General features: G+C 65.0%; 23 protein-coding genes. 14 read left to right on the forward strand and 9 right to left on the reverse strand.

The window, feature by feature from the left end:
• Together ACY3GB_RS18375 and ACY3GB_RS18380 are read right to left on the reverse strand one after the other, a co-directional pair.
• The coding region (locus tag ACY3GB_RS18375) for a glucose PTS transporter subunit IIA (RefSeq protein WP_463089999.1) at positions 1-1,046 on the reverse strand (1,046 nt) is incomplete at its 3' end.
• Between the two features lie 440 nt (positions 1,047-1,486).
• Positions 1,487-1,879, reverse strand: a complete 393-nt coding sequence (locus ACY3GB_RS18380; protein WP_463089997.1) for a DoxX family protein — start codon at positions 1,877-1,879, stop codon at positions 1,487-1,489.
• Between the two features lie 103 nt (positions 1,880-1,982).
• Here ACY3GB_RS18380 and ACY3GB_RS18385 point away from each other — a divergent pair, with 103 nt between their 5' ends.
• Positions 1,983-2,870 (forward strand): LysR family transcriptional regulator, encoded by an 888-nt coding sequence (locus tag ACY3GB_RS18385; protein ID WP_463090000.1) that lies wholly within the window; start codon positions 1,983-1,985, stop codon positions 2,868-2,870.
• Between the two features lie 127 nt (positions 2,871-2,997).
• A complete protein-coding gene (locus tag ACY3GB_RS18390; protein WP_463090001.1) occupies positions 2,998-3,318 on the forward strand; it encodes a hypothetical protein in 321 nt (106 codons plus the stop codon).
• A 38-nt stretch (positions 3,319-3,356) separates the two neighbouring features.
• Here the strand turns inward: ACY3GB_RS18390 and ACY3GB_RS18395 are convergent, their stop codons facing one another.
• The 5 genes from ACY3GB_RS18395 to aroQ all read right to left on the reverse strand — a co-directional run bounded on the left by ACY3GB_RS18395 (position 3,357) and on the right by aroQ (position 7,763).
• Positions 3,357-4,424, reverse strand: coding sequence for a DUF3426 domain-containing protein (locus ACY3GB_RS18395; RefSeq protein ID WP_463090002.1), 1,068 nt, complete (start codon positions 4,422-4,424; stop codon positions 3,357-3,359).
• Entirely contained in the window at positions 4,421-5,317 is an 897-nt protein-coding gene (gene prmA / locus ACY3GB_RS18400) for a 50S ribosomal protein L11 methyltransferase (protein WP_463090003.1), read from the reverse strand. Before prmA ends, ACY3GB_RS18395 begins: the two co-directional genes overlap by 4 nt.
• Complete coding sequence (accC, locus tag ACY3GB_RS18405) at positions 5,317-6,672, reverse strand: acetyl-CoA carboxylase biotin carboxylase subunit (RefSeq protein ID WP_463090004.1); 1,356 nt, start codon at positions 6,670-6,672, stop codon at positions 5,317-5,319. The genes prmA and accC overlap by 1 nt, the downstream gene beginning before the upstream one ends.
• A gap of 123 nt (positions 6,673-6,795) precedes the next feature.
• Positions 6,796-7,257: an acetyl-CoA carboxylase biotin carboxyl carrier protein gene (gene accB / locus ACY3GB_RS18410; protein ID WP_463090005.1), complete on the reverse strand. Its 462-nt coding sequence runs from the start codon at positions 7,255-7,257 to the stop codon at positions 6,796-6,798.
• Between the two features lie 35 nt (positions 7,258-7,292).
• Positions 7,293-7,763 carry a type II 3-dehydroquinate dehydratase gene (gene aroQ / locus ACY3GB_RS18415; RefSeq protein WP_021475509.1) on the reverse strand — a complete coding sequence of 157 codons (471 nt, stop codon included), beginning with the start codon at positions 7,761-7,763 and terminating at the stop codon, positions 7,293-7,295.
• Between the two features lie 271 nt (positions 7,764-8,034).
• Here aroQ and queA point away from each other — a divergent pair, with 271 nt between their 5' ends.
• From queA to ACY3GB_RS18450, 7 genes are all read left to right on the forward strand, one after another.
• Complete coding sequence (queA, locus tag ACY3GB_RS18420) at positions 8,035-9,057, forward strand: tRNA preQ1(34) S-adenosylmethionine ribosyltransferase-isomerase QueA (protein WP_463090957.1); 1,023 nt, start codon at positions 8,035-8,037, stop codon at positions 9,055-9,057.
• Positions 9,058-9,337: 280 nt separating this feature from the next.
• Complete coding sequence (locus tag ACY3GB_RS18425) at positions 9,338-9,709, forward strand: gamma-butyrobetaine hydroxylase family protein (RefSeq protein ID WP_463090006.1); 372 nt, start codon at positions 9,338-9,340, stop codon at positions 9,707-9,709.
• Positions 9,710-9,711: 2 nt separating this feature from the next.
• Complete coding sequence (gene ubiE, locus ACY3GB_RS18430; protein WP_463090007.1) at positions 9,712-10,446, forward strand: bifunctional demethylmenaquinone methyltransferase/2-methoxy-6-polyprenyl-1,4-benzoquinol methylase UbiE; 735 nt, start codon at positions 9,712-9,714, stop codon at positions 10,444-10,446.
• A gap of 19 nt (positions 10,447-10,465) precedes the next feature.
• Positions 10,466-11,053, forward strand: a complete 588-nt coding sequence (locus tag ACY3GB_RS18435; RefSeq protein WP_463090008.1) for a ubiquinone biosynthesis accessory factor UbiJ — start codon at positions 10,466-10,468, stop codon at positions 11,051-11,053.
• A 7-nt stretch (positions 11,054-11,060) separates the two neighbouring features.
• Complete coding sequence (gene ubiB, locus ACY3GB_RS18440; protein ID WP_463090009.1) at positions 11,061-12,587, forward strand: ubiquinone biosynthesis regulatory protein kinase UbiB; 1,527 nt, start codon at positions 11,061-11,063, stop codon at positions 12,585-12,587.
• Between the two features lie 362 nt (positions 12,588-12,949).
• Positions 12,950-14,266, forward strand: coding sequence for an NAD(P)/FAD-dependent oxidoreductase (locus ACY3GB_RS18445; protein ID WP_463090010.1), 1,317 nt, complete (start codon positions 12,950-12,952; stop codon positions 14,264-14,266).
• A 440-nt stretch (positions 14,267-14,706) separates the two neighbouring features.
• A complete protein-coding gene (locus ACY3GB_RS18450; protein ID WP_463090011.1) occupies positions 14,707-16,020 on the forward strand; it encodes an MFS transporter in 1,314 nt (437 codons plus the stop codon).
• Here the strand turns inward: ACY3GB_RS18450 and ACY3GB_RS18455 are convergent.
• A complete protein-coding gene (locus tag ACY3GB_RS18455; protein ID WP_463090012.1) occupies positions 16,017-16,385 on the reverse strand; it encodes an Mth938-like domain-containing protein in 369 nt (122 codons plus the stop codon). The genes ACY3GB_RS18450 and ACY3GB_RS18455 overlap by 4 nt on opposite strands.
• A gap of 235 nt (positions 16,386-16,620) precedes the next feature.
• Between ACY3GB_RS18455 and ACY3GB_RS18460 the strand changes: the two genes are divergently transcribed.
• From ACY3GB_RS18460 to thrC, 4 genes are all read left to right on the forward strand, one after another.
• Complete coding sequence (locus ACY3GB_RS18460; RefSeq protein ID WP_463090958.1) at positions 16,621-17,853, forward strand: pyridoxal phosphate-dependent aminotransferase; 1,233 nt, start codon at positions 16,621-16,623, stop codon at positions 17,851-17,853.
• Positions 17,854-17,968: 115 nt separating this feature from the next.
• Positions 17,969-19,279, forward strand: a complete 1,311-nt coding sequence (locus ACY3GB_RS18465) for a homoserine dehydrogenase (RefSeq protein ID WP_463090013.1) — start codon at positions 17,969-17,971, stop codon at positions 19,277-19,279.
• Entirely contained in the window at positions 19,272-19,604 is a 333-nt protein-coding gene (locus tag ACY3GB_RS18470) for a hypothetical protein (RefSeq protein ID WP_463090014.1), read from the forward strand. The genes ACY3GB_RS18465 and ACY3GB_RS18470 overlap by 8 nt, the downstream gene beginning before the upstream one ends.
• Positions 19,604-21,013, forward strand: a complete 1,410-nt coding sequence (gene thrC, locus ACY3GB_RS18475; protein ID WP_463090015.1) for a threonine synthase — start codon at positions 19,604-19,606, stop codon at positions 21,011-21,013. Before ACY3GB_RS18470 ends, thrC begins: the two co-directional genes overlap by 1 nt.
• Before the next feature lie 67 nt (positions 21,014-21,080).
• Here thrC and ACY3GB_RS18480 read toward each other — a convergent pair whose 3' ends face one another.
• Positions 21,081-23,207 (reverse strand): autotransporter outer membrane beta-barrel domain-containing protein, encoded by a 2,127-nt coding sequence (locus tag ACY3GB_RS18480; protein WP_463090016.1) that lies wholly within the window; start codon positions 23,205-23,207, stop codon positions 21,081-21,083.
• A gap of 138 nt (positions 23,208-23,345) precedes the next feature.
• Between ACY3GB_RS18480 and flgA the strand changes: the two genes are divergently transcribed.
• Positions 23,346-24,023 (forward strand): flagellar basal body P-ring formation chaperone FlgA, encoded by a 678-nt coding sequence (gene flgA, locus ACY3GB_RS18485; protein ID WP_463090017.1) that lies wholly within the window; start codon positions 23,346-23,348, stop codon positions 24,021-24,023.
• The last annotated feature ends 30 nt before the right edge of the window (positions 24,024-24,053 follow it).

Below are 24,053 nucleotides of genomic sequence, written 5' to 3' on the forward strand. Positions count from 1 at the left end.
ATGGACAGGATGGCCTGCTTGGCCGGGTCGGTCAGCTGGGCCTTGACCAGATCCAGCTGGGCGGCGGCTTCTTCGGCGGCGCGGGAGAACGCCTGTTGTTCCACATTGGCGCCCTTGCCGTGCTCGGGCACGTCGAATTCCTGCAGGCGGTGATGAACGATGCGGCCGATGGCGATGCCGGGCGAAGCGCCGACGCCGGCCAGCTGGCTGTCGCTGTCCTGCTGCTGGGCGAAGACCGGCGCGGCGGCCGGGGCGACCGGCGCCTCGTCGGCTTTCTCGCCGCAGCGGTCGTTCAACAGTTGGGTCAGTTCCGCGATGGCGGCCGCGGCGTCGGCGCCGGCGGCGCGCACGCGCACCAGGTCGCCCAGCTTGGTGGCCAGACCCATGACGGCGACCACGGATTTGGCGTTGGCTTCCTTGTCGCCCAGGATCAGCTGGATGTCCGAGGCGAAGGTCTTGGCCTTGCTGGCGAATACCGCCGCCGGACGGGCGTGCAGGCCGGCGGGGTTGCCGATGGCGATGTCGGCGGAGAGTTGGGGTTCGGCGGCTTCGACAGGCAGCACCGCCTTGCCGTTGGCCAGCTGCAGCGACAGCACCACGCTCTTGCCGGCGTCAACCATGCCGTCTGCCAGGCTCATCCTGGCCACGGACTCGCCGTTGGTGACGATGATCTGGGTCAGCAGGCTGGCGGCCTTGCGGCCGACCAGGTCAAGGTCGAAGTCGATGACCGGCTGGCCGACGGCAACTTGCTGGCCTTGTTCGACCAGCGGGAAAAAGCCTTCGCCTTTCAGCATCACGGTGTCGATGCCGATGTGCACCATCACTTCCACGCCTTCCGCGGTGGTGATGGTCAGCGCGTGGTGGGAGGAGTGCAGATTGCTGACCACGCCGCTGACCGGAGCCAGCAGACTGCCCGAGGTGGGATCGAGCGAGATGCCGTCGCCGACCATCTTGCCGGCGAACACGGGGTCCGGAACGCTGTCCAAGGGGACCAGCCACCCGGAAAGGGGGGCCAGAACATCTAGTCTTGGTGCGGTGGTGCCCATGAGAAACTCCTCAATTCGTGGATAATTCCAGTCGTTTTATTACGAGCGTCAATCAAGCCGTTGGATGGGGCCGGGCGATGACTGCGCCGCGGCATGCTTTGTTGTGCTGGCTTGTCCTGACGGGATTTTGACAATTATATACAGGCAGCCGCCATGTCGGGCCGGCGGCTGGGCTTGTGCGTATCTTGCCAATTTTTGTAGTTTAACTACATTCAAATCACGCAGCAGCTTGATGGCAATCAAGAAAATGTGCAAGTCGGAATTGTCTTGATTGTTTGCTGCGTCGCAGCATATTGGCGGCCGGGCGCGAGATAGCGCTTGAATATTGCGGACTTGGGGAAATGGTAGGAAAGACGGGCGCTGTTGCATTTTTGTAATGCAACTCTAAAAAGCGGAAAAGCCCCGCGGAGGCGGGGCTGAAGATCGGGGACCGGACTGGGTCAGGCTTGGCGCTGCCGTTCCGGCTGGCCCAGCAGGAACAGCGCGAGCGAGCTGGCGATCAGGAAGGCGGGGTATTCCCAGCCGCCGCCCTCGTTGGTGAACATCCAGCCCTTGGCGCCGTGGACCAGGACGATGGCGCCCAGCAATTGCGGAATCAGCAGCAGCGCCACCCAACGGGCCTGGATGCCGGCCAGCAGCAGCAGGCCGCCGCCGATCTCGATCAAGATGGCGAAATAGCCGACGAAGCCGGGCAAGCCCAGGCTGGCGAAATACTCGGCGGTGCCGGCCGGGGTGAAGACGAACAGCTTCAGCGCGCCGTGGGACAGGTACATCAGGCCCAGCGCCACGCGCAGGGTCAGGGCGGCCAGGTAGGGGTTTTGCAGTCGGTTCATGGTGGGTGCTCCGGTTCAGATTGGTATGGCGCTATTTGACCATCGGCTTTATATTCAATAAATACTACAATTTGAAAATTATTATTTCTCTATAAGAAATTATATGGATAGATTCTCCGAGATACGCGCCTTCGTCTGCGTGGCTGAGCTGGGCAGTTTCGTCGCGGCGGCGGAAAGGCTGGAGCTGTCGCGGGCGATGGTGACCAAGCTGGTGGCGGCGCTGGAGAACCGGCTGGGCGTGCGGCTGATGCATCGCACCACGCGCAAGCTGTCGCTGACCGAGGCCGGCGAAACCTATCTGGCCCAGGCGGGCAGCCTGCTGGGCGAACTGGACGAGCTGGACGCCCTGCTGTCCCATGGCGCCAGCGAGCCGGTGGGCAGGCTGAGGGTGTCGGCGCCGGTATCCTTCGGCATGCGCTACCTGGGGGGCATCATCGGCGGCTTCCACCAGCGCCATCCGCAGATCGAGGTGGAGCTGAGCCTGAACGACCGTCGCGTGGACCTGGTGGAGGAAGGCTTCGACCTGGCGCTGCGGGTGTCCAACCTCAGCGACTCCTCTTTGGTGGCGCGCAAGCTGGCGCAGATCGAGGATCTGTTGGCCGCCTCGCCGGACTACCTGGCGCGCCACGGCACGCCCGGCAGTCCGGCAGAGCTGGTCGACCACCAGTGCCTGTTGTACGCGCTGACGTCCCAGCCCAATGTCTGGGACTATCAGGCGCCGGACGGCAGCCAGGGCAGAGTGAAGGTGAAGGGCGGACTCAAGGCCAACAACGGCGACGTGCTGACCGATGCCGCCGTGCACGGCATGGGCATCGTGCTGCAGCCGCGCTTCCTGCTGGACGAGGAGCTGGCCGACGGCAGGCTGGTGCCGGTGCTGCCCGGCTACCATTGGCATTGCCTGGATTTGTCGGTGGTGTATCCGGTGCGCCGCCATGTGCCGGGCAAGGTGAGGGTGTTCGTCGAATACCTGGCGGAATTCTTCCGCGGTTGAAGCGGAATTTTCATGCCAAGCGATTGATTTTTAATGAAAATGTTTGTGTGCGGACAATCATCTCTTTTCCTATAACGGAAGCCGGCGCGCGTAGGCACGCGCACCGTGTATCGGGAAGGAGTAGGTCATGCAAACAAAGATGGTGGTGGCCGGTTTGCTGGTTCTGGGCGCGACGATGACTGCGGCGGCGGCGGGATGCGCCAAGCAGCAAAAGCCCGACTATCCGGTGGCGGCGATGAGGGATGAAGTGGCAGGCTTGGTCAAGGTGACGTTCAAGACCGGCGCCGACGGCTCGGTATCCGGCATCAGAAGCGCGACGTTCAGCGCGGCGATTCCGCCGCAATACCGCAGCGGCTTCCGCGTGGAGATCGCCAAGGCCTTGCGCGAATACCGCTGCGCCCCGAGCGCGACCCTGAGCCAGGAATTCGATTTCAAGATTGAGGAGTAGGGCGGGGATTCCGGGCGGCGCGGACGCGCCGTCCGTTCTCAGGGGTAGAACCAGTACAGGCTGTAACCCATCGCATGCACCTTGCCGGCGTCCAGCCGCATGGTGACCTTGACCTCGCTGTTGGCATTGAAGCGGTTCAGCTTCAGGTCGTCCGGCTTCAAATATTCCTTGGGCGCGAAAACCTTGCGGATCAGCACCTGGTCGTCGCTGTCCTTCAGCGTCACTTCCAGCATCGGATACGCCTGCGGATACTGCGCATGGTTCTTCAGCGTCGCCGACAGCTGGATCAGGTTGGGATAGTCGGGGACAAAGGCCAGCTCCGACCACTCGGTGCGGATCAGCGCGATGTCGGTCGGCCACGGCACTTCGCAGTCCAGCGCGCGGCACAGATGCTCCAGCGTCGACCGGGATTCCGGCACTTCGGCCGCGATGCGGGTGCGGTTGATGTAGACCAGCTGCGCAGCGAGGAACAGCGCGCCGATCACCGCCAGCGCGGCCAACAGGCCGTTGAGCCAGGGGCCCGCCGGCTTGTGGGTGCGCGCCGCTTCCTCCTCCACCGCGTCGGCGTCGGTGAACAGCGGCTCATCGAGTTCGACGCGCGCCGGCGGCGTTTCCTCGGCATGCGCCGCGTCGGCGCGTCGGCGGCTGCCGAACACCTCGGGCTGGGCCGGGGCGGACGGCGGCTCGGGATCGTCGAAGGGGTTGCCGATCGGCGTGGAGACATTGCGGTTCTGCATCGCCTCGGTCAGCGCGCGCTGAAACGCTTCCACGTCTTCCTGCCTTGGGGACGGCGCTTCGGCCTGGGCGGGGGCGGACGCCGCGCGCGGCTGTTGGGCGGCGACCGGGTCCGGCAGGATCTGGACGTCGCCCTGCTGGGCCTGGGGATCGAAATCCGGCACTTCCAGCTCGAAGTCGTCCATCGGGTCGCGCGCCGGAGCCGCCGCCGGGGCGGGGGCCGGCTCGGGGCGGGTGATGACGAAATGGTCCGGCGCCTTGAATACATGGGAACAGCGCCCGCAGCGCACCAGTCCATTGGCGGCTGCTAACTGGCTGTCATTGACCTTGAAACGGGTCTGGCAGTTGGGGCACTGTGTCGTGTATGTCATACGGCGGCGCGTCGGGTTCCTGTCAGTCTAGTCCATCCTTCGTCGAACACCGGCGGGTCCATCTCGAACCATTGGCTGTAGATGGCGGACAGTTCTTCGGCTTGTTCGGCGAGGATGCCGGAAAGCACGATTCTACCACCGGTTTTCACGTGGCTTGCCAGCAGGTCGCCCAGCATGCGCAGCGGATTGGCCAGAATATTGGCCAGCACCACGTCGTACTGGGCTTGCGGATTGGCGTCCGGCAGGAAGAAATCGGCCGCCACGCCGTTTTGCTCGGCGTTGTCCTTGCTGGCGCGCACCGCCTGCTGGTCGATGTCGATGCCCACGGCCGAGGCCGCGCCCAGCTTCAGCGCGGCGATGGCCAGAATGCCGGAGCCGCAGCCGTAGTCGAGCACGCTTTCGTTGCCCTGCAGCTGCTTGTCCAGCCATTGCAGGCACAGCCGGGTGGTGGGGTGGCTGCCGGTGCCGAAGGCCAGGCCCGGATCCAGCTGCAGGTTGACCGCGTTGGGGGCCGGCGCCTCGTGCCAGGTGGGGGTGATCCACAGCCGGTCGGAGATGCGGATCGGCTCGAACTGAGACTGCGTCAGGCGCACCCAGTCCTGCTCCTCCACGCGCTCGACGCTGTAGGCCGGCATGGCCAGCTGGCAGGCGTTGGCGGCGGCGGCGATCAGCAGCGCCACTTCGGCGTTCTCGTCGAACAGGGTGATGATGCGGCTCTGGCTCCACAGCTGGTCCACCGGCTCGCCCGGCTCGCCGAAGATCGGCTGTTCCTTGTCGGTGCCGGCCCAGGCGTCTTCAATGGCGGTGGACAGCGCGCCGGCATCCATCAGCGCGTCGGCCAGCCGTTCGGCGACGGCGGAGTCGGAATCAATGGTGGCTTGCAACCATGCCATCAGGCTTCCCCTTTTTTCTGCTGCAGGCGGTGCTCCAGATAATGGATGCTGGTGCCGCCGCGCTGGAAGGCCGCATCCAGGAACAGCTCCTGGTGCAGCGGAATATTGGTCTTGATGCCGGAGATCGCCATTTCCGACAGCGCCACGCGCATCCGCGCCATCGCCTGGTCGCGGGTGTCGCCGTAAGCGATCAGCTTGCCCACCATCGAATCGTAATGCGAGGGCACGGTGTAGCCCTGGTAGATGTGCGAGTCGATGCGGATGCCGGGGCCGCCGGCCGGGTGGTAGCTCTCGATCTTGCCCGGGGACGGCACGAAGGTGAACGGGTCCTCGGCATTGATCCGGCATTCCATCGCGTGGCCGGCGAACACGATGTCTTTTTGCTTATAGCGCAGTTTCTCGCCGGCGGCGATGCGGATCTGCTCCTGCACGATGTCCACGCCGGTGATCATTTCCGTCACCGGATGCTCCACCTGCACGCGGGTGTTCATTTCGATGAAGTAGAACTCGCCGTTCTCGTACAGGAACTCGAAGGTGCCGGCCCCGCGGTAGCCAATGCGGCGGCAGGCTTCGGCGCAGGCTTCGCCGATCTTTTGGCGCTGCTTGTCAGTGATGCCCGGCGCCGGCGCTTCCTCGATGATCTTCTGGTGGCGACGCTGCATCGAGCAGTCGCGCTCGCCCAGATAGATGGCGTTGCCGTATTCGTCGGCCAGCACCTGGATCTCGATGTGGCGCGGCAGCTCCAGGAATTTCTCCATGTAGACGGTCGGATTGCCGAACGCCGCGCCAGCCTCGGTGCGGGTCATCTGCACCGAGCTGATCAGCGCGCCTTCGGAGTGGACCACGCGCATGCCGCGTCCGCCGCCGCCGCCGGAGGCCTTGATGATGACCGGGTAGCCGATCTTCTTGGCGATTTTGGCGATTTCGGCCGGGTCGTCCGGCAGCGCGCCGTCGGAGCCGGGCACGCAGGGCACGCCGGCCTCGATCATCGCATGCTTGGCCGACACCTTGTCGCCCATCGTGCGAATGGTGTCCGGGCGCGGGCCGATGAAGACGAAACCGGACTGCTCGACGCGTTCGGCGAAGTCGGCGTTTTCCGACAGGAAGCCGTAGCCGGGATGGATGGCCTGGGCGTCGGTCACCTCGGCGGCGGCGATCAGCGCCGGCACGTTGAGGTAGCTCTTGGCCGACGGGGCCGGGCCGATGCAGACCGATTCGTCGGCCAGCTTCACGTATTTGGCTTCGCGGTCGGCCTCGGAGTGCACGACCACGGTCTTGATGCCCATTTCACGGCAGGCGCGCTGGATGCGCAGCGCGATTTCACCACGGTTGGCGATCAGAATTTTTTCGAACATGGAATCTCTCCGCGGGCTGATCCGGTTCGGGCGCTTGGCCGCTCCGGGGCCCATGCTGTCACGTCAAACGACAAGGGCACAGACCTTGGCCGTGCCCTGAATCTCGCGATGTCGTCCGAGCGCTTACTCGATGACGAACAGCGGTTCGCCGTATTCCACCGGCTGGCCGTCTTCCACCAGGATGGCCTTGATCACGCCGGAGCGGTCGGCTTCGATCTCGTTCATCAGCTTCATCGCTTCGATGATGCACAGCGTGTCGCCGGCGTTGACGCTCTGGCCCACTTCGATGAAGGACTTGGCGCCCGGGCTCGGGGAGCGGTAGAAGGTGCCGACCATCGGCGACTTCATCGCGTTCTGGGTGTCGGAGGCCGGGGCGGCAACCGGCGCGGCGGCTGCCGGAGCGGCGGCGGGAACGCCGGCCGGGGCGGCGGCATACATCTGGGCCATCGGCTGGACGAAAGCTTGTTGGGAGGCCGAGGATACGCGGGTGATGCGGACTTTTTCCTCGCCTTCGGTCACTTCCAGTTCGGCGATGCCGGACTCTTCGACCAGGTCGATCAGTTTTTTCAGTTTACGCAGGTCCATTGTCGATCCTTCGATTGGATATTCTGTAACGATGGTCAGGCTTGCGCGGACAGGTGTCGCACCGCGTGCGCAAGCGCCAGTTCGTAGCCATGGGCGCCCAGACCGCAGATCACGCCGAGCGCCAGATCGGAGAAATACGAATGCTGGCGGAACGGTTCGCGGGCGTGGACGTTGGATAGATGTACTTCAATGAACGGCACCTTCACCGCGGCCAGCGCGTCGCGCAGCGCGACGCTGGTGTGGGTGAACGCCGCCGGATTGATCAGGATGAAGGCGGTGCCGTCATCCAGGCATTGGTGTATGCGTTCTATCAGTATGTGTTCGGCGTTGCTCTGCAGCGCGGACAGCGAAAAGCCGGCCGCTTTGGCCTGCTGAGTCAGGCGCCGATTGATGTCGTCAAGGGTGTCCCGGCCGTAGTGTTGTGGTTCCCGAACGCCAAGCAGGTTGAGGTTGGGGCCGTGCAGCACGAGGATGGATTGGCTCAAGGCCAGGCTCCTGTTTTTCATCTTGGCCGCGAGTTTGCCGCAATTCGCCGCAAGATGTCCAGCGTTTGCGGGATTTAAAACGGTTGTTTGGTACGCCGCGGCGCGCATCGCTTCGCGCGGTTTAGAGTGAAGGCCCTAGATTTTTCGACGTTTTTTCGGCGCGCAGGGCACGTTAATGTCAAAAGCATAATGTGGCGAAAAGTCGGAGAAAGCAAGGGTTGTCGACGCGCGGCACTGTGCCCGGCGAGTGGGCGCGGGTATAATTCGCGGATTCCGAATGATAGTTTCCGCAATGCAGCTTTCCGATTTCGACTACCACCTGCCCGAGGCGCTGATCGCTCAGCACCCGCCGGCGGAGCGCGGCGCCAGCCGCCTGTTGCACGTGGACGGCATGACGCTGTCCGACCTGAGTTTCGCCGATCTGCCGTCCCGGCTGCAAGCCGGCGACTTGCTGGTGTTCAACGACACCCGCGTTATCCGCGCCCGCCTGTTCGGCGAAAAAGCCAGCGGCGGCAAGGTCGAGGCCTTGATCGAACGCGTGCTGGACGACCACACCGCGCTGGCCCACGTCCGCGCCTCCAAATCGCCGAAGCCCGGCAGCCGCCTGATCTTCGCCGGCCGCTGGGAGGCGGAGATGGTGGAGCGCCACGACGCGCTGTTCAAACTGCGCTTCCTGGCCGAGGAAAACGTCTACGACATCCTGGACGCGTCCGGCAAGCTGCCGCTGCCGCCTTATATCGAGCGCAGCGCCGAGCACGACGACGACGAGCGCTACCAGACCGTCTACGCCCGCGAGCAGGGCGCGGTGGCGGCGCCGACCGCCGGCCTGCATTTCACCGACGAGATGTTGGCCAGGCTGAAGACGCTGGGCGTGGAAACCGCCTTCGTCACGCTGCACGTCGGCGCCGGCACCTTCCAGCCGGTGAAGGTGGACAACGTGGCCGAGCACAAGATGCACAGCGAGATTTACGACATTCCGCAGGCCACGGTGGATGCCGTCGCGGCCGCCCGCGCCCGCGGCGGCCGGGTGGTGGCCATCGGCACCACCAGCGTGCGCGCGCTGGAGTCGGCCGCCCGCGGCGGCGAGTTGGCCGCCGGCCGCGGCGAGACCGACATCTTCATCACGCCAGGCTACCGTTTTCGCGTGGTGGACCGCCTGCTGACCAATTTCCATCTGCCGAAATCGACGCTGTTGATGCTGGTGTCGGCCTTCGCCGGCTATGACCAGATTTTCCAGGCCTACCGCCACGCGGTGGAGAAGGAATACCGTTTCTTCAGTTACGGCGACGCCATGCTGCTGGAACGTAAGGGCTAACACCCATGACCTGCCAAATTCTGCTTAAGTTGATGACGATCTTGGGCATGTGTTTGGTGGGTGCCGGAACCGTGCTGCTGTGGCGAGGTAGTCCAAGTGGTTATGCGCCTGGTGGGCTTATGAATGAATCATTGTTAAACGAGCTCAAGAGAAGTAACCGACGAATGCTGCGCAAGCAACGACTGGCGATACTTCTGATTGTAATTGGAACTGTTGTGCAGTTCCCTGCAGTCATTGTGGGATGAACTGACGGTTATTGAGTTTCAGGAGAGAGATGGTCATGTCAGGACAGCCTTTGCCTTCCGCCCAGCCGGTGGAAATCCAGCTGCACCAGGTGTCGAAGATATTGGAAATCGCCTTCGACGACGGCGCCCGCTTCGAGCTGCCGTGCGAATACCTGCGCGTGCATTCGCCGTCGGCGGAAGTGCGCGGCCACGGCGCCGGCCAGGAAAAGCTGCAGACCGGCAAGATGCATGTGGGCATCACGGCGCTGGAGCCGGTGGGCCATTACGCGCTGAAGATCACCTTTGACGACGGCCACGACAGCGGCCTCTACAGCTGGACCTATCTATACGAGCTGGGCGCCAAGCGCGGCCAGTATTGGCAGCAATACCTGGACAAGCTCGCCGCCGCCGGCGCGAGCAGGGAGTGAACATGGATAAGACCACGCATTTCGGCTTCAAGACCGTGGCGGAGAGCGACAAGGCCGGCAAGGTGGCCGAAGTCTTCCACTCGGTGGCCGGCAAGTACGACGTGATGAACGACCTGATGTCCGGCGGCCTGCACCGGGTGTGGAAGCACTTCACGCTGACCACCTCCGGCGTGCGCGCCGGCGACAAGGTGCTGGACATCGCCGGCGGCACCGGCGACCTGTCGCGCGGCTGGGCCAAGCGCGTCGGCAAGACCGGCGAGGTATGGCTGACCGACATCAACAGCTCGATGCTGACCGTGGGCCGCGACCGCCTGCTGGACGAGGGCGTGATCCTGCCGGTGTCGCTGGCCGACGCGGAGAAGCTGCCGTTCCCGGATAACTATTTCGACGCGGTTTCGGTGGCCTTCGGCCTGCGCAACATGACCCACAAGGACGCGGCGCTGAAGGAAATGTGCCGGGTGCTGAAGCCGGGCGGCAAGCTGTTCGTGCTGGAGTTCTCCAAGGTGTGGAAGCCGCTGTCGCCGTTCTACGACTTCTATTCCTTCAAGGCGCTGCCCATCATGGGCAAGCTGGTGGCGAACGATGCCGACAGCTACCAGTACCTGGCCGAATCCATCCGCATGCACCCGGACCAGGAGACGCTGAAGCAGATGATGCTGGACGCGGGCTTCGGCAAGGTGGACTACCATAACCTCACCGGCGGCGTTGTTGCGCTGCACAAGGGCGTCAAGTTCTGATCTCGCGGGAGAGCGCTTCATGGCCATCCAGATCGCAGCCTTCAACCACCTCCTGAACCAGCACCCGGCGAGGCGCGCCGAGCTGGCCGCGCATGCCGGCCGCCGGGTGGCGATCGCGCTGCCGCCGCTGCACGTGGCCGGCGTGATCACCGACGAAGGCTGGCTGGCCGCCTGCGGCGGCGAGCCCGAGGCCAGGCTGAAGCTGCGCCACGGCGCGGTGCTGTCGCATCTGTCCGGCCAGGCGCCGCAGTTGTCGGACATCGCGCTGGAGGGCGACGCCGAGCTGGCGTCGGCGGTGGGGCGCATCGTCGGCCAGCTGCACTGGCACGCCAGCGAGGATTTGTCGCGTGTGTTCGGCGACGTGGCCGCGCAACGGATGGAAAACCTGGCGCGCGGCCTGTTCGGCTTCAAGGGCCAGCTGGCCTTCCGCCTGGCCGAGGGCTGGATCGAGCACCTGCGCGAGGAAGCGCCGCTGCTGGCCAGCCGCCATCTGGTGCAGCGCTTCGTGTCCGAAGTGGATCATCTGCGCGACGACGCCGGCCGGCTGGACAAGCGGCTGGAGCGGCTGGAAGCCGCGCTCACACCTAAACAGAATTCCCAGACCTGACGGATTTATGTCGATATCGCGTTCGCTGAAGATTGTTGCCACCCTGTACCGTTACGGTCTGGACGATTTCCTCGAGGGACACTCCAGGCTCGCCTTCCTGCACAAGCTGTTCGGCTTGTGTCCGGTCCGCCGCGACACCTCCGCGCCGCTGCCGCAGCGGGTGAGGCTGGCGCTGGAAAGCCTGGGGCCGATCTTCGTCAAGTTCGGCCAGGTGCTGTCCACCCGCCGCGACCTGCTGCCGCCTGAATACGCCGACGAGCTGGCGCGGCTGCAGGACCGGGTGCCGCCGTTCGACGGCGAAATCTCGCGCCAGGTGGTGGAGCGCAGCCTGGGCCGCAAGGTGGAGGAGCTGTTCGTCGATTTCGATCTCGCGCCGGTGGCGAGCGCCTCGGTCGCCCAGGTGCACAAGGCCTGGCTGCGCCAGCCGGACGGCAGCCGCGGCCGCGAGGTGGCGGTCAAGGTGTTGCGGCCCGGAATCCTGCCGGTGATTGAGCAGGATCTTTCCCTGATGCGCGCGCTGGCCGGCTGGGTGGAGCGGCTGTTCTCCGACGGCAAGCGCCTGAAGCCGCGCGAAGTGGTGGCCGAGTTCGACAAATACCTGCACGACGAACTGGACATGATGCACGAGGCGGCCAACGCCTCGCAGCTGCGGCGCAACTTCAAGGGCAGCGACATGCTGATCGTGCCCGAGGTGTTCTATGACTACTCCAGCCGCGAGGTGCTGACGCTGGAGTGGATGCACGGCATCCCGGTGGGGCAGATCGACAGGCTGCGCGAAGCCGGCGTCGACCTGAAACAGCTCAGCCGTTTCGGCGTGGAGATCTTCTTCACCCAGGTGTTCCGCCATGGCTTCTTCCATGCCGACATGCACCCGGGCAATATCTTCGTCGCGCCGGACGGCCGCTACATCGCGCTGGATTTCGGCATCGTCGGCAGCCTCACCGATTCCGACAAGCATTACCTGGCGGTCAACTTCCTGGCTTTCTTCAACCGCGACTACCACCGCGTGGCCACCGCCCACATCGAGTCCGGCTGGGTGCCCAAGGATACCCGCGCCGAGGAGCTGGAGGCCGCGGTGCGCACCGTGTGCGAACCTATCTTCGAGAAGCCGCTGAGCCAGATCTCGTTCGGCATGGTGCTGCTGCGCCTGTTCGAGACCAGCCGGCGCTTCAACGTCGAGATCCAGCCGCAGCTGGTGCTGCTGCAGAAAACCTTGCTCAATATCGAGGGCCTGGGCCGGCAGCTGGATCCGGAGCTGGACCTGTGGGACACCGCCAAGCCCTTCCTGACCAAGTGGATGAACGAGCAGATCGGCTGGCGCGGCCTGCTGCGCACGCTGAAAAACGAAGCGCCGCAGTGGGCGACCACGCTGCCGACCCTGCCGCGCAAATTCAACGAGGCGCTGGGCTCGGCCAAGACCGATCTCCTGGTGGAAGGCTATATGCACCTGATGCGCGAGCAGAAGCGGCAGAATTTCCTGCTGATGCTGATCGCCATCCTGTTGGCCGGGCTGCTGGCGAAGATGCTTTGGTAGAGAGCGGCTCCGATCGGAGCATGCCGCCTCGCGGGACGATGGCGGCGCAAACGGGCAACGGCCATGAGCCGCTGCCCTTTTTTCATGCTGGGCGCGTTTATGCTGTGGACAAGTGGCGGCGCGGCGAGCGGCTGTGGATAAGAGGCGCGAGTCCGCGCCCTGATCCCGGATCGCGTCTTTGCGCGGCGCGCCAACGGCATGTTTTCTGGCTGCGGCGCGGCGTCGGCGGCCTCCGGATGCCTGCGCGGCCAGGCTGCGGGCATGAAGTTTCCATGGCATGGTGCTAATTTTCTCCGGACGCCGCTGGCGGGACGAAAAATGCGGTAATCTTGGCAAAAAATACCACTCATCAGGAGCTGCTTATGTTAAGCCGCAACGCGGCTGTGCCGCGCATCGTCATCGTTGGGGGAGGCGCCGGGGGGCTGGAGCTGGCGACCCGGCTGGGACGCACGCTGGGCGCGCGCCATCGCGCGCAGATCGTGCTGGTGGACGGCTCGCCCACCCATATCTGGAAACCGTTGCTGCATGAAGTGGCCACCGGCGCGCTGAATACCGGCGAGGACGAGGTCAACTACTTCGCCCATGGCTACCGCAACGGCTACGATTTCGAGTTCGGTTTCATGCAGGGCCTGGACCAGAAGCGCCGCACCATCCGCCTGTCGGCGATACCCGGCAGCGACGGCCAGCTGCTGAGTCCCGAGCGCGAGATCGCGTACGACTGGCTGGTGATCGCCGTCGGGGCCGAAGCCAACGATTTCGGCACGCCCGGCGTGGCCGAGCACGCGATGTTCCTGAACACGCCCAACGACGCCGAGAAGCTGCGCCATCGCGTGCTGGAGCAGGCTTTCCGCGCCAGCAGCGGCGAAGCCCCGGCGCGCGCGCTGTCCATCGCCATCGTCGGCGGTGGCGCCACCGGCGTGGAGCTGGCGGCGGAGTTGAACCACACCATGTGCGAATTGCACCACTACGGCGCGCGCTTGCAGCCGGAGCGGGTGAGGATCAGCGTGATAGAAGGCGCCGACCGCATCCTGGCCGCCGCGCCGCTGTCCTTGTCGGCCTATGCCGAGGAGCAGCTGGCCGGTAAGCACATCCAGGTGCTGACCGGCAGCCGGGTGGCGGCGGTGGAGGCGGACGGCGTCGCCTTGTCCGACGGCCGCAAGGTGGAGGCCGACATCACGGTTTGGGCGGCGGGCGTCAAGGCACCGGGCTGGCTGGCCGGACTGGACGGACTGGAAACCAACCGCGTCAACCAGCTGGTGGTGGATACCCGGCTGCATTGCGCCGGCGGCGACTGCGTTTACGCGATGGGCGACTGCGCGGCCGCGCCGGACGGCGACAGCGGCCGCATGCTGGCCGCCACCGCCCAGGTGGCGCATCAGCAGGCGCGCTATCTGGCAGACGAGCTGGCGCGCAGGCTGGACGACAAGCCGGCGCAGCCGTTCGTCTTCAAGCCGCAGGGCATGATGGTGTCGCTGGGCAAGCACACCGCGGTGGGCAGCCTGGCGGCGGTGGTGGGGCCGAAGCGCGACTACCATGTGGAAGGCCGCGGCGCGAAGCTGATCTACGCCTCGCTGTACCGGATGCACCAGGCGGCCGTGCATGGCTGGGCGCTGGCGATTCTGCTGTTCATCGGCGACAAGCTGCGGCGCGCGGCGCGGCCGGCGTTGAAGCTGCACTGAGGGGCGCGCGGGCTGTTTAGGCCCGATGTAGGAATGTTTTAGGGAATGCCGTTCACTTGCTGAAAGTGAGCGGCATTTTGTTTGATGTGGAATCCGCGGTGCGGATGGATGTTTGCATGGCGGGGCTGCCCGCAGGGCAGACCAGGGGGCTGAGCGGCCAGCCCCCCGGCACCCCCAGGCCGCCCCTGTGGCCCGAGAAACCCCGACAAAACAGGTTTGGACCAGGCGCCGCCGATCAAAAAAACGGCGGCTTAAAAGCCCCTGGCCCAAGCCTGTTTTGTCGGCACTGGCCAAAGGGGATTGGCAGGCTGCAGACTAACGCCGTAATTCATTGATGCTGTTTGTATTTAGCTTCCCAGTATCTGGTGCTGCGCCGCAGCTTGACCCTTTCCCGCCTTTCTTCGATGCTGTTTTGACATTCGCATATCGAAGGGGCGGGCATGGAGTTGGGCAAGTGGCTGGATGAGCGGTCGTTGGGCGGGTTTCAGCGCCGGCTGTTGGTCTTGTGCGGGCTGTGCATGATTCTGGACGGCTTCGACGTGCAGGCGATGGGTTATGTCGCGCCGGCCCTGCTGGAGGACTGGGGCATCGCCAAATCGGCGCTGGGGCCGGTGTTCGCCGCCGGGCTGTTCGGGCTGCTGCTGGGCGCGCTGTTGTTCGGCGCCTTGTCCGACCGGGTCGGCCGCCGGCCGGTCTTGCTGACCTGTACCTTGATGTTCGCCTCGGGCATGCTGGCGACGGCGGCGGCGCAGACCTTGCCGCAGCTGATCGTTCTGCGCTTTCTCACCGGCCTGGGCCTTGGCGGCATCATGCCCAACGCGATGGCGCTGGCCGGCGAATACAGCCCGGCGCGGCGGCGCGCCAGCCTGATGATGATCATTTCCTGCGGCTTCACCGCCGGCGCGCTGCTGGGCGGCCTGCTGGCGGCGTGGCTGATTCCGGCGCACGGCTGGCGGGCGGTGTTCGTGTTCGGCGGCGTCGCGCCGCTGCTGCTGTGGCCGCCGATGCTGCGCGGGCTGCCGGAATCGGCGCGCTTTCTGCTGCTGCGCGGCCGCGCGCCCCAGGCCCTGTTCTGGCTGCGGCGGATGGAGCCGGGCCTGCCGGCCGACTGCCGGCCGTGGCTGGCGGAGACGCCGTCGGCCGGGAATTCCGTGGCCGCGCTGTTCGGCGAGGGCCTGGCCCGGCGCACGCTGCTGCTGTGGCTGCTGAGCTTTCTGAACCTGATCGTGCTGTATTTCCTGTCCAACTGGATGCCGTCGCTGCTGCGGGCGCAGGGCTTGGAGATGCGCGACGCGCTGCTGGCGGGCAGCATGCTGCAGCTGGGCGGGGTGGCCGGCACGCTGCTGCTGGGGTGGTGGATAGACCGCGGCGGGTTCCGCCGCGCGTTGCCGCCCTGTTTCCTGTTGGCCGCGCTCGGCCTGTGGCTGCTGGGACAGGTGGAGGGACAGGCCTTGTGGCTGTACGCGCTGTTGTTCTGCGTCGGCTTCTTCATCATCGGCGGCCAGCCGGCGGTCAACGCGCTGGCGGCCAGCGCCTATCCCACCGGCCTGCGGGCCACGGGCGTCGGCTGGAGCCTGGGCATCGGCCGCGTCGGCTCGGTGCTGGGGCCATGGCTGGGCGGGGTGCTGATCGGCCTGGCCTGGAGCCAGGCGGCGCTGTTCGCGTTGCTGGCGCTGGTGTCGCTGGCGTCGGCCGCCGTGGTGTGGCTCTACCACCGTGACGGCGGCCAGTCGCGAAAGCGCGCGGCGCTTTAAATCGCCAGCAGCGCGGCGACCACGCGGCGGTCTTCGGCCAGCAGGATGTTGAAGGTGCGGCAGACGGCCTGGGTGTCCATGCATTCGACGCCGATGCCGGCCTGGGTCAGCGCCGCGTACAGCCGCGGATGGACGAAGCGCTGGGTGGTGCCGGAACCGAACAGCACCACTTCCGGCCGGTAGGCCAGCAATGTCTCGAAGTGCTCCGCGGCCAGGCTGGAGAAGTCCGGCGCGGACCAGACCGCCACTTCGTCGGCGCTGACGATCAGGTTGCCGTCGCGGCGCTCGGCGTTGATCAGCACGTGGCCTTCGCCGTAGCCGGTGAACAGGTTTTTGCCTTGTCCCAGCGACTGATGCATTTTCATCGGAATGGCTCCATTGGCGTGTGTGGGTGGCGCGGCGGGCGGGCCGCGCGGCGGCGCTGTGCAGCGCACCAAAGATTGGGATAGGATTATACCCAGACCCGGGGCCGGCGCGACCACGCGCGAAGCGTGGTTTCCAGTCGGCAGGACAATGACAAGAGATCCCATGAAACAACCACACCGCCAGCGCAAGACCGTTCCGTCCGGCGGGCGGCCTGAAACGGAAACCGCCGCCGCCATGCAGCCAGTACACAAATCGCAGAAACTCGCCAACGTCTGTTACGACATTCGCGGCCCGGTGCTCGAGCACGCGAAGAAGATGGAGGACGAGGGCCATCGCATCATCAAGCTCAACATCGGCAATCCGGCGCCGTTCGGCTTCTTCGCGCCGGACGAACTGATCGAGGATGTGATCGCCAATCTGCCGGCGGCGTCCGGCTATTCCGATTCCAAGGGATTGTTCGCCGCGCGCAAGGCCATCATGCATTACGCGCAGCAGAAGCATCTGCCGAATGTGGCGATGGACGACATCATCGTCGGCAACGGCGTGTCCGAACTGATCGTGATGGCGATGCAGGCGCTGCTGGACAACGGCGACGAAGTGCTGGTGCCGGCGCCGGACTATCCGCTGTGGACCGCCGCGGTGAGCCTGGCGGGCGGCAAAGCCGTGCATTATCTGTGCGACGAGGAGCAGGGCTGGTTCCCCAGCATCGACGACATCCGCGCCAAGATCACGCCGTCCACTCGCGCTATCGTCATCATCAACCCCAACAACCCTACCGGCGCGGTGTATCCGCCCGAGCTGCTGCAGCAGATCGTCGACGTCGCGCGCCAGCACCAGCTGATCATCTACGCCGACGAGATTTACGACAAGGTGCTGTACGACGCGGTCAAGCACACCTCGATCGCGTCCTTGGCGCCGGATCTGTTCGTGGTGACCTTCAACGGCCTGTCGAAGAACTACCGCGCCTGCGGCTACCGCGCCGGCTGGATGATCCTGTCCGGCGAGAAAAAGCACGCCAAGGACTACATCGAAGGCCTGAACATGCTGGCTTCGATGCGGCTGTGCGCCAACGTGCCGTCGCAGCACGCGATCCAGACCGCGCTGGGCGGCTACCAGAGCATAGACGACCTGGTGGCGCCTGGCGGACGCCTGGCCCGCCAGCGCGATCTGGCGCACAAGCTGCTGACCGAGATTCCGGGCGTATCCTGCGTCAAGCCGCAAGGCGCGCTGTACCTGTTCCCCAAGCTGGATCCCAAGGTGTATCCGATCGCCGACGACCAGCAATTCATCCTGGAGCTGCTGCAGCAGGAGAAGGTGCTGCTGGTGCAGGGCAGCGGCTTCAACTGGATTGCGCCCGATCACTTCCGCGTGGTATTCCTTCCCAACTCGGACGATCTGATCGAGGCCATCGGCCGCATCGCGCGCTTCCTGGAAAGCTACCGCAAGCGTCACGGCGCCGCCGAGTAAGCGTTTGACCTGGGGCGGCGGACAGTCCTCCGCCGCCTGAGGACTGTCTGGAGAGGCTTGGCCTGTCCAGACGGCCTTCGGCCGGAATAAAACCAGGGACTGAATGGAGATGTGCATGAAACCGATCAATATCGGCCTGCTGGGCGTGGGCACCGTAGGCGGCGGCACCGCCACCGTGCTGAAACGCAACGCCGGCGAGATCACCCGCCGCGCTGGCCGCGAGATCCGCCTGCTGGTGGCCGCCAGCCGCGACGCGGCCAAGGCGCGCGCCGCGCTGGGGCCGGAGGTGTCTGTGGTGGACGACGTGCATCAGGTCGTCGACAACCCCGAAGTCGACATCGTGGTGGAGCTGATCGGCGGCGACGCCATCGCCAAGGAGCTGGTGCTCAAGGCCATCGCAAACGGCAAGCACGTGGTCACCGCCAACAAGAAGCTGCTGGCGCTGCACGGCACCGAAATTTTCGCCCGCGCGCAGGAGAAGGGCGTGATGGTGGCGTTCGAGGCGGCGGTGGCCGGCGGCATTCCCATCATCAAGACCCTGCGCGAAGGCCTGGCGGCCAACCGCATCGAGTGGATCGCCGGCATCATCAACGGCACCTCCAACTTCATCCTGACCGAGATGCGCGACAAGGGCGCCAGCTTCGCCGACGTGCTGGCCGAGGCGCAGAAGCTGGGCTACGCCGAGGCGGATCCGACCTTCGACATCGAAGGCCACGACGCCGGCCACAAGCTGACCATCATGGCGGCGCTGGCCTTCGGCATCCCGATGCAGTTCGACCAGTGCTATCTGGAAGGCATCAGCAAGCTCGACGGCCGCGACATCCGCTACGCCGAGGAACTGGGCTACCGCGTCAAGCTGCTGGGCTTGACCCGCCGCACCGACAAGGGCGTGGAGCTGCGCGTGCATCCGACGCTGATTCCGGAAGGCCGCCTGATCGCCAACGTCAACGGCGTGATGAACGCGGTGCTGGTCAAGGGCGACGCGCTGGGCCCGACGCTGTACTACGGCGCCGGCGCCGGCGCGCTGCCCACCGCCTCCGCGGTGGTGGCCGACATCGTCGACGTCACCCGCCTGTTGACCTCGGACCCGGAGCATCGCGTGCCGCATCTGGCCTTCCAGCCGGACCAGCTGCAGGATCTGCCCATCCTGCCTATCGCCGAGGTGACCAGCTCCTACTACTTGCGGATCGGGGCGATCGACCGCGCCGGCGTGCTGGCCAACATCACCCGCCTGTTGGCGGAGAACGGCATCTCGATCGAGGCGCTGATCCAGAAGGGATCGGTCAGCGACGGCACCGCCGAAGTGGTGATCCTGACCCACCGGGTGCAGGAGAAGGCGATCAACCGCGCCATCGCCGGCATCGAGGCGCTGGACAGCGTCGACGGCAAGGTGGTGCGCCTGAGAATGGAAGAGTTGAATGACTAAGTTCTTGCAAGCCGGCCTGTGCGCCGCGCTGCTTTCCGGCATCGCCGCCGCGACGCCGCTCAGCTCCGGCCAGCACCAGTTGCTGCAGGGCTTTCTGATGCGAAGCTGCCTGAAGCGCACGCCGGCGTCCGACGGCGTCGGCCAGCCGGGCAACGAGCAGGTGCAGCGCTATTGCCAGTGCGCGAGCGAAAAGCTGGCCGGCACCTTCACCGAGGAAGAAGTGATGGGGGTGGTCACCGGCCAGATCAAGAAGGACGATCCGCGCGGCAAGCAGAGGCTGAAGGAAGCCTCCGCCGCCTGCGGCCAATACCTGGAACAACATTGATGCGATATATCAGTACCCGCGGCGGCATGGCGCCGCTGCCGTTCTGCGAAACCGTGCTGATGGGCCTGGCGCCGGACGGCGGCCTGCTGCTGCCGGAGCGCTATCCGCAAATCGACCGCGCCACGTTGGATGCCTGGCGCGCTCTGGGCTATGCCGAGCTGGCGTTCGAGATCATCCGCCTGTTCGCCGACGACATCCCGGCGGACGACCTGAAAGGCATCGTCGAGCGGGCTTACCGCGCCGAGACGTTCGGCAGCGAGGCCATCACGCCGATCAAGCGCCTGCATGACGGCCTGGCCATCCTGGAGCTGTCCAACGGCCCGACCTTGGCGTTCAAGGACATGGCGATGCAGTTCCTCGGCCAGCTGTTCGAGTATGCGCTGGATAAGCGCGGCGAGACGCTTAACATCCTGGGCGCCACCTCTGGCGACACCGGCTCCGCCGCCGAATACGCGATGCGCGGCAAGCGCGGCATCCAGGTGTTCATGCTGAGCCCGGACGGCAAGATGAGCGCCTTCCAGCGCGCGCAGATGTACAGCCTGCAGGACGACAACATCCACAACATCGCCATCCAGGGCATGTTCGACGACTGCCAGGACATCGTGAAGGCGGTGCAGAACGACCACGCTTTCAAGGCGAAGCACAAGATCGGCACCGTCAACTCGATCAACTGGGCCCGGGTCGTCGCCCAGGTGGTGTATTACTTCAACGGCTATTTCCGCGCGACCGCCAGCAACGACGACAGAGTCAGCTTCTGCGTGCCGTCCGGCAACTTCGGCAACGTCTGCGCCGGCCACGTGGCGCGCAGCATGGGCCTGCCGGTGGAGCGCCTGATCGTCGCCACCAACGAAAACGACGTGCTGGACGAGTTCTTCAAGAGCGGCCGCTACGCGCCGCGCGGCAGCGAGCGCACTTACGTCACCTCCAGCCCGTCGATGGACATCTCCAAGGCGTCCAACTTCGAGCGCTTCGTGTTCGACCTGGTCGGCCGCGACGGCGAGGCGGTGAAGCGGCTGTGGGCCGAGGTTGACGCCGGCGGCGGCTTCCAGCTGGACGCGGAAACCATGGAGCGCGTGCGCTGCGCGTTCGGCTTCGTCTCCGGCAAGAGCGGGCACAGCGACCGCATCGCGACCATCCGCCAGGTGGACGCCGAGGACGGCGTGGTGGTGGACACCCACACCGCCGACGGCATCAAGGTGGCGCGCGAGCTGCGCCGCGAAGGCGAAACCGTGGTTTGTCTGGAAACCGCGCTGCCGGCCAAGTTCGCCGAGACCATCCGCGAGGCGCTGGACCGCGATCCGTCGCGCCCGGCCGGTTTCGAGGCGCTGGAATCGCTGCCGCAGCGGGTGGTGATCCTGCCGGCGGACGCCGGCCAGGTGAAGGCGCTGATCGAGAAGACGTTGGGCTGAGTCCGGCGCGGCGTTCAGGCAAAAAAACAGGCTCCCTCGGGAGCCTGTTTCGTTTTGGGAGAAACGATCAGAACGACATGGCGACGCCGATGTTGCCACCGGTCTGGTTGCCGCCGTTTTTGCCGCTGGTGGCAGTCAATTGGCCGAAGGCGGTGACGGTCTTGTTGAAGTTGGCGCTGACGCCGGCAGTCCATTCCATCCAGTTGGCGTCCGGCTTGCCCAGGTTGGTGGTCCAGTCGCCGACGGTGGTGGCGAGGCCGGCGGTCACGTTGCGGTCGTCCTGCTTGAACTCATGGGCGAAGCTGACCTTGGCGTAGGGGCTGAACCTGCCGACGTCGGCGTCCAACTGCCAGCCGACGCGGCCCACCAGCGAGCTGACGTTCTGGCTGGAGAAATTCATGCTGCTGCTGTTGCCGCCCTGCTCGGCGAAACCGGCGATCTTGGCGTAGGCGTAGTCCAGGCCCGCCACCGGTCCGGTGGTGACGCCGCGGTACTGCATCCGGTAGCCGCCGGCGGCGCGCAGGCCGAACTGGGTGGCGCGGGTCTTGCCGTCGATGCCCACCGTTGTCGGCCCCAGGGTCACGTTGCGGTGGGTGTCGAGATCGCCGGAGCCGATGTGCAGGTCGCCGTCCACCCAGAACTTGTCCTGGTTGTAGCTGGCGAAGCCGCTCATCAGCGTGGTGCGGTCATTGATGCTGCCCGGCGTGCCCACGCTGTCGACATCTGTCTTGCCCTGCTGGCGGGACATCGCCAGGCCGACGCTCAGCGCCGGCGTGGCCTGGAAGTCCAGACCCACCGTGTACAGCTGGCCCTTGGGCTTGGCCGACAGGCCGCCGTAGCTGGCCTTGTCGTCGCCGAAGGCGCCGTTGACGAAGGCGCTGACCTCGCCGACCGCGCGTTTCTGCGAGCGGATGGCCTGGTAGCGGGCGTCCAGCGCGCCGCCCAGCTGGCGGGCGTTGTTCAGCGACGATTCCGGGATGGCGGCGGCGAAATAGGGGGCCTGCAGCAGGCCATAGACGTAGTCGCCGATGATCTTGTTGGCGGCGGGCGTCGGGTGCAGCTGGTCGCTGAAGACATTTTTTTGGCTAGATAGTGAGCTAGTGCATTGAATGGCGCTAGTGTAGCAATCAGATCCAATGACGCTTGTGAAGCCGTATCGAGTCGGATTGGCAAGAATTTCTTGGAATAGAGTTGCGATGTTTGGACGAACAATATTGTGTTGCAGTCCAGAGCTTTGCAGGCTCATATCCAGCAACTGATTGTAGCCAGCTGATAGTTGTTGCAGGCTAGGGGAAATTCCGGGGTTTGCTGCTGTTCCATCGCCATTGTAAGCAGTGACGACGCTTCCAGAGGGGACTGCGGCGTTCTGCGCAGTCAGTGAGGTGTTTGCCGCAGTTAGTGCGGCTTGGACCAGCGCGGCAGAGGTGGCTGAAGAGGAGCCTTGGCTGCCAAGAACGCTCCATGCTACTCCCCAAGCCGTATTAACCTGGGTGTCTGTGACGACAGTTACACCTGCAAGCTTGTTTATCTGCTGTTGCACTGCGACCAAAGACATATAAACGGCGAGTGGGGCCGCGGCCATATTGGGCAGACTCGGTACTATGACGGTCTTGGCACCCGCTTGCTGTAATGCTTGGACCTGTGCTGCCGCATATTGCGCGGATGTCCCGATCAGTTGCGTGCCGGATGTACCTGATGCGGTTCCGACTGCTGCGATGACATCGTTCCCACCAATCCATACAGAGTAAACAGCATTCGGATCTGCTTTTCCTCCGGTTTGACTTAAATAGTATTGCACTTGTTGTGGCAGCTCTTGGATAGCCAGCAAGCCGCCTGGTCCATATTGTTCGACTGAACCACTGCTACCGGAAGTGCCGGGAAATTGGGTGATCGATTGGTAGGTTTGTGCAACTGCGCCACCTTGGGCGTAGTTGTTGCCGCTGCGGCTGGTGCTGCTATTGAGAGGATTGTTGGCGACAGAGTTCAGGCCATAATGACCAGTCAATATATTGGTCCAGTTCAGACCATAACCAGTAGTCCAGCGTGCACCGGCCGGCAGACCGGATTGTCCGCCAAAAGCGCCGACGTCGGACAGGCTGTCGCCGAAAAAATAGAAATTGCTGTAAGCATGGGCGGCGGCGGGCAGCGCCATCGCGGTGGCCAGGGCGAGAGTCGTCAAGCGGTTGCGCATCATGTTCCTCTTTTCGTTCGGGGTGTTGTCTGCTGTTATTTAGTGTCAAGAGTCTAAGCTCTAATCAAACGATTATTCGAATATGACGACCGTTTGTCAATCGCCGTCGCGCCGGGGTGGCGCATCGGTTAAAATGCAGGCATGCGAAGACTAATCATCGGCCTGTGCTGGCTGCTTGCCGCCGGCCTCGCCTGGGGCGGCGGAACGCAGGATCTGGCGCAGCTGGAGCGTGTGGCGAATCTGTTTCTGAAGCGCGAGCTGGAGATGCGGGCCGCCACCTGGACGCTGGGGCAGCTTGACCGGCGATTGGCGGTGCCGGCTTGCAAGGCGCCGAAAGCGGATTGGGCGACGCCGGGCGTGACCACCGGATCCACCTTCGTGGCGGTGTCCTGTCTGGAGTTGGGCTGGTCCTTGCGTATACCGGTGAAGATCAATGAAAAGCGGCTGGGCGTGGTGCTGAACCGCGCGATGGCGGCCGGCGAAACCATAAGCGGCGACGATGTGCGGGTGGTTGACATCAGCAATCCCGCGCTGGCCAGCAATGTGCTGACCGACGCCAGCCAGGCGGTAGGCCAGGTGCTGCGGACCGGCGCGCCGGCCGGCGTCTGGGTGCGCAGCTTCATGGTGCGCGCGCCGTATCTGGTGCGCAGCAACCAAAGGGTGAAGGTGCTGGCGCAGGGCGATGGCTTCAGCGCCGAAGCCGAAGGCACGGCGCTGGCCAACGCGGCCCAGGGCGAGCAGATCAGCGTGCGGCTCAGCACCGGCCGGGTGGTTCGGGGAGTGGTCCAGGCGGACGGCAGCGTGGCTGTGGTTTTCTAGACCGGGAAATCTCGCAGAAAATAGTTCAAG

This window comes from Chromobacterium sp. Ag138, assembly GCF_055181315.1.